Origin of the sequence: Croceicoccus bisphenolivorans (assembly GCF_001634625.1) — a bacterium.
Taxonomy (GTDB): Bacteria; Pseudomonadota; Alphaproteobacteria; order Sphingomonadales; family Sphingomonadaceae; genus Croceicoccus; species Croceicoccus bisphenolivorans.
The window spans coordinates 1-12,460 of the sequence record NZ_LRSE01000006.1 but is presented as its reverse complement, the minus strand read 5'-3'; the positions used below and the strand labels follow the sequence as shown (position 1 = coordinate 12,460).

Genomic DNA, 12,460 nt, shown 5'->3' with positions numbered 1-12,460 from the left:
TCCTCAATGCAGGTTGGGTTGGGCGCCAACGCCCTTTTCGTCGATCAGCCAGCCCTGTTCGAACCGGTCGAGACGATAGGCGCTGGCAGTTTCGTGCGCGGAATCGGTGGCAAGAAGGTGGGCAAAGCACCAGCCGGCAGCGGGCGTCGCCTTGAAGCCGCCATAGCACCACCCTCCGTTCAGATAGAGGCCCGGCACATCCGTGCGATCGATGATCGGCGAACCGTCCATGCTCATGTCGACGATGCCGCCCCACGAACGAAGCACCCGGGCGCGGCCAATCATGGGCATGATCGCCATGCCGCCTTCGCACACGTCCTCCACCACGGGCATGTTCCCGCGCTGGGCATAAGTGTTGTAACCGTCGATATCACCGCCAAAGACCAGCCCGCCCTTGTCCGACTGGCTGATATAGAAATGCCCTGCGCCGAAAGTGATCACGCCCGGTATGACAGGCTTGAGCCCTTCGGTGACGAAGGCCTGAAGGACGTGGCTTTCGATGGGCAGGCGCAATCCGGCCATTGCACCTACGACCGATGTATGACCGGCCACGGACATACCCACCTTCTCGGCCCGGATCGCCCCCCGGCTGGTTTCCACGCCGGTAACGGCACCGCTGGCGTCGCGCAGAAAACCCGTCACCTCGCAGTTCTGGATGATGTCGACACCCAGTGCCGACGCCGCGCGGGCATAACCCCAGACAACCGCGTCATGGCGAGCCGTGCCGCCGCGCCGGTGCAACAGGCCGCCCTGAATTGGGAAGCGCGCGGAATCGAAGTTCAGAAACGGCGCCATCCGGCGAACCGCATCCTGATCCAGCAGTTCCGCACCTGCGCCATGCATGATCATGGCATTGCCGCGCCGGACATAAGCATCGCGCTGGCCATCGCTGTGATAAAGGTTCAGGATGCCCCGCTGGCTGACCATCACATTGTAGTTCAGCTCCTGCTCCAGCCCTTCCCACAGCTTCATGGACCATTCGTAGAACGGCTCGTTACCCGGAAGGCCATAGTTGGAGCGGATGATCGTTGTGTTCCGCCCGGCGTTGCCCCCGCCGATCCAGCCGCGTTCCAATACCGCAACATTGGTGATGCCGTGGACCCGGGCCAGATAGTAGGCCGCTGCCAGGCCATGCCCGCCCCCGCCTACGATGACGATATCGTAGCCGTCCTTCGGCGATGCATCGCGCCAGTTGCGGCCCCAGTGCCGGTGGCCGGACAAGGCGTTGAGCGCCAAGTTGAAAATGGAAAAGCGCATGAGCCTTCCCGCAGCCTCCGTCGAATCAAATTGCCCTTTACGAAATATTTTTTCTTTAAGAGGTTCGCTTGTCTGATATGGTCATTGTCATGACCAATATGGACGACATGTCGAAAAAGCCGCGCCGCACGCTGGGCCTTCTGCTGATCGATGGCTTTGCATTAATGTCCTATGCCTCGCTGATCGAACCCTTTCGCGCGGCCAACGACCTGTCCGGTGAAGACCTTTACGACTGGGTCCACATCTCCGTCGACGGAGCCCCGGTCGCCGCATCGAACGGCGCAACCATCCTGGCGGATCGCAAGGTCGGAGATCCCCTTGCCTGCGACACACTGTTCGTTTTCGCGGCTGGCGATCCCGCCGCCTTCAGGGACGACCGCACTTTCGCATGGTTGCGCAAGCTTGCCCGCGAAGACGTCAGGATCGCCGGTATTTCCGGCGGCCCTTACCTGCTGGCGCGGGCGGGCCTGCTATCCGGATATCGCGCAACGATCCACTGGGAACACGAAGCGCGACTGGCGGACGAGTTTCCCCTGCTGGTGCTGGAATCCAGCCTCTATGTGATCGACCGGCGGCGGTTGACTTGCGCGGGCGGCGTGGCCGGGCTCGACCTCGCGGTCGACCTGATCGAGCGTGATCAGGGCTCTGGGCTTGCCACCCAAGTCAGCGAATGGTTCATCCGCACGGAAACGCGGACGGCAGAACGGCCACAACGGCTGAGCCTTCGCGACCGTTATCGGGTCAACGACGATACGGTACTGCGCGCGCTCGCTGTCATGGAGGCGGAGATCGAAGCGCCCGTGCCCCGCGAATTGCTCGCGCGCATGGTCGGCGTTTCTCCCCGGCAACTGGACCGCCTTTTCCAATCGGCTCTCAACCAATCCGCCACGCGCGCCTATTTGCGTATCCGGCTTGAAAAGGCGGAGCAACTACTGCGCACGACCGGCCTCAGCGTCACCGAAGCGGGCCTCGCTTGCGGCTTTGCCAGCGCCAGTCATTTCTCGCGGATATACAAGCAGCATTTCGACATGTGCCCCAACGATGCCAGGCGCCGACCACCATTTTCACCAGCGTAATACGACGATCCGTATCCCGGCTTTGCCTCCTACACGCTCACACCGGCCTTGAGACCCTCGAAGACTGCTTCCTCGGCCGTGCGGGGGGCAAGGCAATCACCGGCCATGTGGATTTCAACCGGCAGGCCCTGCAGCGATCGGGACAGCTCGTCGATCGGGCGATGGCCCATGCTCAGCACCAGCGTATCGACATCTTCAAATACGATCGGCTCGCCATTCGTGCCATGCTGCATGTAGACGGTTCCTTCATCGACCCCGAACAGCCGCGCGTTCGGCATGATCTGAACCTCCAGCTTGTGCAGTTCCCCGACCAGGTTGTCTCTCACATAGAACGGCAGGGTTTCGGCGATATGGGGACCGTCGATTGCCACGGTTACGCTGCTACCCTCCTTGGCCAGCTTTTCTGCGATTCCGCCCGCGATCCAGTCACTACGCCAATCGGCGATGAGCACCTTGCCGCCAGCCCGCGCCGCGCCAGTGAGTATTTGCCAGCAGTCAACGATCTGCACCGAACCGTCGGAAGGGATCTCGGGGATATAGGGGGCTGCCCCTGTCGTCACGATAACCACATCCGGTTGCAGCTTTTCCACCAGGGCGCGATCGACCCTCGTGCCGAGATGCAATGTTACCTGCAGCAGCTCAAGCTCGCGGGCGAGGTTGGTAACGATGCCGCCGAATTCGCTCCTTCTTGGCAGGAGCTGTGCGAGTTTCGCTTGCCCGCCCAACTGCCTCTCGGCTTCGTACAGCTCTACCACATGCCCCCTGCGGGCAGCGGTAACAGCGGCCTTCATCCCGGCGGGGCCGCCACCCACGACCATTACGCGTTTCGCCTTTGCCGCGGGCGTAGGCGAACCATACTGCAATTCCCGCCCTGATTCCGGGTATTGTATGCACGAGATCGGAAAACCGCGATGGAAGTGGCCGATACAGGCCTGGTTGCAACCAATGCAGGCGCGAATGTCGTCCGGTCGGTCGGTATTTGCCTTGTTCGGCATTTCCGGATCGCAGATCATCGCACGCGTCATGCCGCACATGTCGGCAGCGCCGCTGGCAATGATCGCCTCGGCCTCATGCGGCTGGTTAATCCGGCCGGCAACGAACACGGGGATGGACACGACATCCTTGACGGCTTTGGCATCACCGGCGGTATAGGCGCTATCCAGCGCCATAGGCGGCGCAATATGGATTGCCCCGCGGTAGGTGGATGACGTGCCGACCGTTACGTTGACATAGTCCAGACAGGGCTCCAGATGCCTGACGTATTCAAGGGTATCCTCTGCTTCCAGTCCCGTATCGTCACGCTCATCCGCGCTGATGCGGGCGCCAACGATGAAGTCCTCGCCGCATGCGCTTCGAATAGCCGTAAGCGCCTCGCGCGAAAAGCGCAGCCGGTTCTCCAGGCTACCGCCATATTCATCGGTGCGGCGATTGACGAGCGGGTTCGCGAACTGGGCAGGCAAGTAACCGTGACTGGCGACGAACTCGACACCATCGAGCCCGGCTTTGCGCATCCTTAGCGCCGCCGCCGCGTAGCCCGCGACAATCTCGGCGATCATCGCCTTGTCCAATTCACGCGGCATGACGTGGAACCGGCCGTTGGGCGTCACCGAAGGGGCATAAGCCACCGCCAGCAGCCCGTCTGCCGATTCCATTATCTCGCGCCCGGGATGAAACAATTGCGAGCAAAGCACGGCGCCCTCGGCATGAACCGCCTCGGCCAGGCGTCGATAGCCCTCGATGCAGCGATCATCCGTCGCATCGAGCATGTGCGACGAATAGTGTGCCGTGTGATGGACGCCCGCAACTTGAGAAACGATGAGGCCTACACCACCCCTGGCGCGTGCGCGGTGATAGGCGATCAGTGCATCGTTCACCGTTCCGTCGGTCGGGATCGTCGTATCGTGCCCGGTGGAAAGTATGCGGTTGCGGATTGTCTTGCCGCGGATAGTGATGGGTGTGAAAAGGCGCGGAAAAAGACTGGAAGTCATTTACTACCTCCCGAACGCTCTTTCCAGTCAACCGGATACAGCACATAGAATACTGTCGCGCCGTCGCCTTCATAATGCAGCGCGGTATTCTCTGGTATCCATAGAACATCGCCCGGACCCGTGTCGTACACCGTGTCCCCTACGCGAAGACGAAAGTTGCCTTCGAGAGTGACGATGAATTCGTCATAAAGCACGGTCCAGGAAATAGAAGCGCCGTCGAGACGCACGATGCCAGCGCCCATCGTATTGCTGACCTCTGTTCCGGCCAGACGGCTGATGGCGGATCGTTCGATCACATCACCATAGGGTTCGAATGTCATCTCCCCCTTGCGATACAGTTTCACACCGGACATGCGGCAATTCCCATTATTATGATTGGATTTTTTGGGCGCACGCGATGAATTCCATCTTACGCCATGTTAGTANGCGGCGCTGCGGGTCGGGGTTTCGGTCGCGGCGCTGGAGAAGCTGCGTTATGCGAAAGGGGCGGAAGGGTTTCGCGCGGCGTGGGATGCGGCGCGGCGCTCTCCCCGGGCGCAAGCGGCGCGGAAAAACCGGCGGTTGCGGGGTAGGCCGGAACCTCATCAGGAAAAGTGGGAACCGGTTTTCCGCCCGGATGAGGTGACCCGATCCGGAAATTTCTCCGGATCGGAAAACAGGTGCCCTCCCCCTCCCCTCACCTGTGCTTCCCCGCGCCCTTCGCGGCGGACGTCCTATCTCGCCTTCTATTCCGATCCGCCGGACGAGGACGATCCGCTGCTGGGCTTTGCGCCCTATATCCACGCGGCGCCGCGCCGGAACTCGATAACGCCGGTGCGCCAGCGCGCCTTCATCGCGGCGCTGGCGGCCACAGGCTCTGTCACGCAGGCCGCGCGCGAGATCGGGGCCAGTCTGGAGGCGCTCTATCGCCTGCGCGGGCGTGGCGGGGCGCAAGGGTTTGCGGCGGCGTGGGACAAGGCGGTCGATCTGGGCATGGCAAGGCTGGAGGATGCCGCGCTTATCCGCGCGATAGAGGGCGAGCTGCGCCCCGTCGTCAGCGGCGGCAAGGTCGTGGCCCACTATCGCCGCCACAACGACGCGCTGACGATGTTCATGCTGCGCCACCGCCGCGCGCACCGCTATGGCTCCGAAACGGAGCGGCGGGTGGAGGAAGAGCATGACGAGGATGCGATCATTGCCTCCATCAACCGCAAGCTGGACCTGATGCGGGAGAGGATGGAGGCGGCGGACCGGATGGCGCAAGGGGATCTGCGCGGCGGGGATGGCGGGCGGTAGCGCGATTATCCGCGGATCGCCCGTCGCCCCGTCTCAGGTCACGGCACTATTCGACATGGCAGTCCGCGCATCAGCCATGATCCCATGATCGGGTCGGAATCTTCCAGTGAATTGCTGGTGCACATATTGATGTTGGTTTCCGCCACGCCGAACGGATCGGAGGACGGGCCGGCCCGTTCCGGATACCACCACCGATCGGCGTGGACGACCTTCGACGGGTAGATATCGTCGATGTGCGCCCTTTGCCGCACCGTTCCCACGGGTGTTTCGATGGCGATCCACTGGCCTTCGGCAATACCGGCGGATGCGGCAAGGTCATGATGCAGTGTCACGACAGGATCGGGGTTCTTGCGGCGGAACGCCGGGGTCTGCTGTGAGCTTTGGTGAAACCCTTCGATCTTGCGCCCGCCTGTTACGAGCACGAGGGGGAATTCATCTTGCCGGGCGAAAATTCCCGACAGGCGGAAATCCGGCAGTGGATCCAGCCCCCATGCCGCCAGCATATCGCTGCGCAGTTCGATCTTGCCGGAAAGGGTTCCAAAAACCTCGCCGCGCGGCATGGCGGCGGCTTCGCTGGCCGGCTTGCGCGCGGCATCCCCGCTTAGCGGCCCGTTATTTCGGGCAAGTTCCGCAAATGTCATGCCGGCCGGCGCCAACATCATGTCATAGAAATCTTCCACCCGCTCAGGCCAGTGTTCGGCTTGTCCGCAACGCTCCCCCAGCCCCTTGAACAGATCGTAATCGCTGCGATGTTCGTACTGCGGAGGGATTACGGCAGTGCCTGCCTCGACATAATCGCCGCTCCACGCCAGCGACGCCGCCCCCATCGAAAAGTGCGGCTTTTCCAGCCAGTGGGCCGCAGGCAGTACATAGTCGGCAAGGCATGATGTGGCATTGAGGAAGAGATCGTGCGCAACGAGCAGTTCAAGCCCGTCGCCGAGAAGCGCTTCGCGTACTTCCCCGGTGTTCGCGCTGCCGCCAACGGGGTTATGACCCTGAATGATCAGAGCCTTTACCGGATAGGGCCGTCCATCGAGGATCGCCTGCCACAGCGTCGGTTCATGCGCGGTGGAAAGCCAGTGCGGAATTCCGCGCTTGCCGTACCATGCGCGTGCCACCGTCTCGTCGATCTGGTCATAATGCGCAATGCTTGCAAAATGTTCGGCCCCCAGTGCCTTTGCACGTTGCGCGATGTCCAGCGCATCCCTTGCCATAAAATCGCCGTTTGCGAGAATGTCGCGCGGCGGCCCAAGCAAAGCCTGCCCGCCCTTTCTTTCGAGATTGCCGGTGAGGGCGACGAGGCAGGCCAGTATCCGGCCGTGCTGCACCGTGCGGACACCGGTCTGGCATAGTCCGTTGCCTGCGACGAAAGCTGTTGGCCCGTCCTCGCACAGTATTTTCCCGGCTGCGCGAATATCCTCTGCGGCACAACCGGTTATCGATGCCACCCGATCTGCCGCATAATTCGCGGCACGCTCTTTCAGCTCTTCAAAGCCCACCGTATGGCGCGAAATGAAGTCGCTGTCGTCAGGGCGTGCGGCAATCACCTCGTGCAGCAACGCCAGGCCAAGCGCAGCATCGGTCCCCGGCCGCGGTCGCAACCAGATGTCTACCCTGCCCGCTTCTTCCGTACGTGCCGGATCGATCACAATGCATTTCGCACCGGCGTCGAGCACCTTTTCCATGGTATGCCACGCCGGGCGCGCGGATTGAGAAGGTCGTGCGCCCCACAATACGAGTGACCGTGTGACTCCGGGTTGCAAATCGGGGGACGACGGTCCGAAACCATATGTCAGAAATTCGCCCAGCGTGATCGGACCAAGACAAATTTTGTCCTGTCCCACACTGTTGGGGCTGCCGAACAGGTTCATGAACCGGGTGCCGATCGAATAATCCGAACCGCGGATCGTTCCGAACGTATAGGCAACCGTTTCCGCCCCATGCGCCTTTGCCAGCTGTTGAAGGCGGTCGGCAATCTCGTCCAGTGCCTGATCCCACGAGATCGGTTCCCAGTCGCCGCTTCCCCGCGCACCGCGGCGTTTCATCGGCGAATGCAGGCGATCCGGGGAATGGTGCAGGTCGTGCGCTTGCGCACCTTTCGGACAGATAAAGCCGGCTGTACGGGGGTGGTCCCGATCTCCGTGCAATCGAACAACCATGCCATCACGCACAGTCGCGACGTGTCCGCATTGTTGTGCGCACGTAAAGCAGATCGCACGTTTCTCCACGGTGTCAGACATGTGCAATATCCGATCTTAAATATCGAACGATGTAACCCTCAATTTTCCATCGACATGAGTGAAATCATTTCACTTCAAGATTATATGACTGGAATATGGTTTCCCGGATCCAACCGGTTTTTTCATAGAGACGCTGCGCCTCAAGGTTTTCATTCGCCGTAATCAACGACAAGCCAATGGCCCCGATGCTTTTCGCGTAATTGGCCGCAGCCTTTATCAATTCTTGCGCCACCCCTTTGCCGCGTGCATCAACGGCCACGAACAGGTCATTCAGGATAAGCTTTTGCGCGCAACGCACCGAAGAGTATGACGGATAAAGCTGGGTGAAACCGAGCAGAACCTCATCCGCCCCGGCAATGAATATTACGGATTGCCGGTTTCTAAATCGATCCAGCAGAAATGCGCGCGCCAATTGCGGGTCGGATTCCTGCCCATAAAATACGCGGTATGCGTCAAAAAGCGGGACAACTGCATCAAGATCATTCAAGCAAGCTTGTCGTATCATGATGTCAATCCTGTTCCTCCATTATATATTTTCCATGAACCGGGATATCCCATCTTACGCCATGATTGTATTTTGTTTGTATGAGGCGGGGCGTTGCCCCGCCTCTTGTTGTTTTGTCAGGCGGTTTGCATGGCCTGTTCGCGCAGGGTTGCGGTTGCCTGTTCGTCGACTTTCAGGGTGTCGGGATCGATGACGACCTTGTAGTCGCGCCTTGCGGCTTCGACGCTGATGTATTCATCGAGGACGTCGTCGAGCACTTCGGCGACGGGGCGATCGATCGGGTTGCCCCAACCGCCGCCACCGGTGCTTTCGAACCAGAAGGTTTCGTTCTGGCGGAAGCGGTGGCCGGCCAGCAGCGGGTTCTTCCAGGTGCCGTCGGGGCCGTAGCCGCCGATGACTTCGGCCCGGCCGTCGGGGAACACGTGGGTGGAGCGCTGGACCGCGCTGTGGCTGCCGCCGTTGACGCCGGGGCTTCCGGCAAGCGTCCGCGAGGTTTCCATGCCCAGTTCGCCGCCGCCAAGGAAGCGGACCTTGAAGTTCGCGCCCGCACCGCCGCGATAACGACCGGCACCGGCGGAATCCTGGCGAATATCGAAAGCCTCGTAGGCGATCGGGAACATCAGTTCCGCCACTTCGGCAGGCATGTTCATGCAGTTGCCGAGCGGATCTTCGGTGACATGCATGCCATCGCCATAGGGCGTGCCGCCCCAACCGCCCGCGGGCAGATCCGAAAAGACGTCGGCTGCGCCGTCGAGCGAGAAGCAGCTGGCCACGAACCAGTTGCAGTCGGCCGAGGTCGATCCGGTGATGCGGTCCGGAATGGCCTTGGCCAGCGCCTGCCAGATCGCGCTGGTGATCTTGGATGACGTGAGCGTCGTGCAACCGATCGTCGGCGCGGGCCATTCGGCGTTGAGCCAGCATCCCTTGGGCAGGTTCACGGAGATGGGATTGAACATGCCCTGGTTCTGCGGTGCATCGGGCGACAGGAAGAACTGCAGCGAATAGAGCGTCGCCGACATGGTATTGGCCTTGGGCGAGTTGATCGCGCCCGGACAGATCGGATCGGTCCCGGTGAAGTCGACGAGGATATCCTCGTCATTGACCTCGAGCCGGACCTTGATCTTGAGCGGGGCATCGCCGATGCCGTCGGTATCGGCGTAATCCTCGCCTTCGTAGACGCCGTTGGGAATGGTCCGGATCGCCTTGCGCACCATGCGTTCGGTATAGGCCTGCAGTTCCTTCATGGCTTCCTTCACCACGCGCGGGCCATAGCGGGTGCAGGCGTTCTGCAGTTCCTGTTCGGCGGCGCGCAGCGCCCCGAAGTGGGCCTGCAGGTCGCCGCGAACGAAATGGGGTGTGCGCGTGTTGTTGAGAATGATCGCCAGAAGGTCCTGGTTGACCTCGTAGTTCTGATAGATCTTGAGCGGCGGGATGCGCAGCCCTTCGGACGCGATATGCGTACCGAAAGTCAGGCCGCCGCCGGCACCGCCGCCAAGGTCCATCCAGTGCCCGCGGCTGACGCCGAACCCGATCAGTTCGCCTTCGTAGTAGATCGGCATGATAAACGAGATGTCGGGGATGTGCGTGCCGCCCTTGTAGGGGTCGTTGACGACCAGCACGTCACCTTCGCTGATGCCGTCGAACCCGTACTTCTCGACCGCTGCCTCGGCGGAAAACTTCATGGCCGCCAGGTGCACCGGACAGTTCGCGGCCTGTGCCAGCAGGCGCAGTTCGGAATCGTAGATGGCGTTCGAAAAATCCACCATGTCCGCCAGGATCGGCGAGAACGAAGCCTTCTGCAGGCCGGTGGCCATCCGGTCGCAAGCATATTCGAAAACGCTGCGCAAAACCTCGAAGGTGACCGGATCGATGCCGGCCTGACGAGCCTGGTTTGCGGCGGTTACTTCTGCGATACCCATTGCTCTTCTCCTTATGCTGCAAGGTCGATGACGAGTGCGCCTGTGTCGCTGACTTCGGCCTTGCTGCCTGCCGGCATGACCGTGCAGGCGTGTTCGTAGTCGATGATGGCCGGGCCGGAGATGCCGTAGCCGTTGGGCAGGACATCGCCGTTGTATACTTTGCATTCCAGCCAGTTGCCGCCGAAATAGACTTTGCGGCTGCCCGCCACGGCCTGTCCGCTCAGTTCCGGCGGGCGCAAGGACGAGGGTTGCGGCAGTTCGCCGACCAGAGCCGCGCTGAGCGACACGAAAGCCGGGGCGAAATCGTCGGAGGAAACGCCGAACTCCTGTTCGTGCGCGTGATGGAAAGCCTGGATGATGCTCGCCAGGTGCTCCTGTTCGATCTTGCCGTTCGGGATCGGCGTCTCGACCTCGTAGGACTGGCCGACATAGCGCATCTGGGCGCTGCGGATGACCTGGATCTTGGCAGGATCCGTCACGCCCTGACGCGCCAGCAGTTCGCGGCCCCGTTCCTCAAGCGAGGCCAGCACGGCATTGACCGCATCGAGGTCCGCTGTCTCGACCGGGCTGTAGAGGAATGCCTCGAGGTCCTGGCGCAAGTTCATGGTGACGGCGCCGCACGCCGACGCGACGCCGGCGTTGGGCGGCACGATGACCTTGGGAATGTTCAGCGATTCGGCGACAAAAGCGGCATGGAGCCCGCCCGCGCCGCCAAAGGCGGCATAAACGAAATCGCGCGGGTCGCGTCCGCGGGAGATCAGGACGCGCTTCACCGCCGCAGCCATGTTCTCGCTGCCGATCGCGATCATGCCCTCGGCCGTTTCCAGCACGCTCAGCCCGATCTTCTCGGCCAGCCCTTCCATGGCCTTCTGCGCCGCTTCGACATCAAGCTGCATCTTGCCGCTCAAGGTCGGCTCGAGCCGGCCCAGAAGCAGGTTGGCGTCCGTGATGGTCGGTTCGGTGCCGCCCCGTCCATAACAGGCAGGGCCGGGCAGCGACCCGGCACTGTGCGGGCCGACGCGCAGGGAACCGCCGGCATCGACCCATCCTATGGAACCGCCACCGGCACCGACGCTGTGGATGTCGAGCATCGGCACGATGATCGGCACTTCCCATTCCAGTTCGTGACTGCGGGTAACCAGGCCTTTGCCGTCCTCCACGATGGACACGTCGAAGCTGGTGCCGCCGACGTCGGAATGGATGATCCGGTCGTACCCTTCCTGGCCCGCAAGATAGCTGGCATAGGCAACCCCGCCCGCAGGCCCGGATTCCAGCTGCTCTTCGGGGTGCTCGCGCGCCAGATCCAGCGTCATGACCCCGCCGCTGCTCTTCAGGATGAGCGTGGTCCCGCTGAACTCGTACTGGCGCAGCCGATCCTCAAGCTGGTCGTAATACTGGCCCATCACCGGCATCAGCGCAGCGCGCACCGCGGTGGTCACGAAGCGGCCGTGCTCGCGGAAGATCGGCCGGGTCTCGCTCGACAGGACGATATAGATGTCCGGACAGACCTCCTTGAGAATGTCGCGCATCTGCTCTTCGTGCGAGCCGTCCTTGTAGGAATTGATGAAGCCGATGCCGACGGCCTTGAGGCCGGCCTCCTTGATCCGGAGCGCCACCGCCCTTGCCGCTTCAACGTCGAGCGGCCGTTCCGACTCGCCCTGGGCATTGGTCCGTTCGGGAACCGTGAAACGAAAGCGGCGACGGATGATCGGGCGCGGCTTGGCCTGATAGGGATCGTAAAGATGCTCGCGGTGCTGGCGTCCGATCTCGATCGTATCGCGAAACCCCTCGGTCGTGATCAATCCCGCGTCCGGATAGGATCGCTCGATCAGCGCATTGGTGCCCGTCGTCGTGCCATGGATCAGATGCGAGATCTGAGCGATGGGAATCTCCGCCTTCGCAATCGCCTCCAGCACACCGATGGAACGGTCCGGCTTGGTGGTCAGGACCTTGGCCGTCCGCTGCTCCCCGCCATCTTCCCACGCAAAGAGATCCGTAAACGTGCCACCAACATCAACCCCAACTCGCCACATCGTATCAACTCCATACACAACGTCTCCATTCAGACTTTCACAGTTGCATCCCCCGTGCAATCATTTTTTTCCTCACACGAAAAACTATTGACAATGATTGCACCCCTCCATATCCGTTCACAACAAGGCAGCGGACAACAATCACAAACCGCAAGCCACCGCATTCC

Annotated in this window: 9 protein-coding genes; 2 read left to right on the top strand and 7 right to left on the bottom strand. The window is 61.6% G+C overall.

What is annotated here, in order from left to right:
• Nucleotides 1-3 precede the first annotated feature (3 nt).
• A complete protein-coding gene (locus A7A77_RS07935; RefSeq protein WP_066556120.1) occupies nucleotides 4-1,257 on the bottom strand; it encodes a sarcosine oxidase subunit beta family protein in 1,254 nt (417 codons plus the stop codon).
• Nucleotides 1,258-1,334: 77 nt separating this feature from the next.
• Here A7A77_RS07935 and A7A77_RS07930 point away from each other — a divergent pair, with 77 nt between their 5' ends.
• Nucleotides 1,335-2,333: a GlxA family transcriptional regulator gene (locus A7A77_RS07930; RefSeq protein ID WP_245638435.1), complete on the top strand. Its 999-nt coding sequence runs from the start codon at nucleotides 1,335-1,337 to the stop codon at nucleotides 2,331-2,333.
• 29 nt (nucleotides 2,334-2,362) lie between these two features.
• Here A7A77_RS07930 and A7A77_RS07925 read toward each other — a convergent pair whose 3' ends face one another.
• Together A7A77_RS07925 and A7A77_RS07920 are read right to left on the bottom strand one after the other, a co-directional pair.
• On the bottom strand, nucleotides 2,363-4,321 hold the full coding sequence (locus A7A77_RS07925; RefSeq protein ID WP_066556118.1) for an oxidoreductase: 1,959 nt from the start codon (nucleotides 4,319-4,321) through the stop codon (nucleotides 2,363-2,365).
• Complete coding sequence (locus A7A77_RS07920) at nucleotides 4,318-4,674, bottom strand: AraC family ligand binding domain-containing protein (protein WP_066556111.1); 357 nt, start codon at nucleotides 4,672-4,674, stop codon at nucleotides 4,318-4,320. The genes A7A77_RS07925 and A7A77_RS07920 overlap by 4 nt, the downstream gene beginning before the upstream one ends.
• A gap of 268 nt (nucleotides 4,675-4,942) precedes the next feature.
• On the opposite strand from A7A77_RS07920, the gene A7A77_RS07915 reads away from it, so the two are divergent.
• Nucleotides 4,943-5,596 carry a hypothetical protein gene (locus tag A7A77_RS07915; protein ID WP_245638426.1) on the top strand — a complete coding sequence of 218 codons (654 nt, stop codon included), beginning with the start codon at nucleotides 4,943-4,945 and terminating at the stop codon, nucleotides 5,594-5,596.
• 38 nt (nucleotides 5,597-5,634) lie between these two features.
• On the opposite strand, the gene A7A77_RS07910 is transcribed toward A7A77_RS07915, so the two are convergent.
• From A7A77_RS07910 to A7A77_RS07895, 4 genes are all read right to left on the bottom strand, one after another.
• On the bottom strand, nucleotides 5,635-7,836 hold the full coding sequence (locus tag A7A77_RS07910; protein WP_082836003.1) for a molybdopterin-containing oxidoreductase family protein: 2,202 nt from the start codon (nucleotides 7,834-7,836) through the stop codon (nucleotides 5,635-5,637).
• 64 nt (nucleotides 7,837-7,900) lie between these two features.
• Nucleotides 7,901-8,341 (bottom strand): GNAT family N-acetyltransferase, encoded by a 441-nt coding sequence (locus A7A77_RS07905; protein ID WP_066556107.1) that lies wholly within the window; start codon nucleotides 8,339-8,341, stop codon nucleotides 7,901-7,903.
• A 116-nt stretch (nucleotides 8,342-8,457) separates the two neighbouring features.
• Complete coding sequence (locus A7A77_RS07900) at nucleotides 8,458-10,260, bottom strand: hydantoinase B/oxoprolinase family protein (protein WP_066556105.1); 1,803 nt, start codon at nucleotides 10,258-10,260, stop codon at nucleotides 8,458-8,460.
• Between the two features lie 11 nt (nucleotides 10,261-10,271).
• Nucleotides 10,272-12,293 (bottom strand): hydantoinase/oxoprolinase family protein, encoded by a 2,022-nt coding sequence (locus tag A7A77_RS07895; protein WP_066556103.1) that lies wholly within the window; start codon nucleotides 12,291-12,293, stop codon nucleotides 10,272-10,274.
• Between the last annotated feature and the right edge of the window lie 167 nt (nucleotides 12,294-12,460).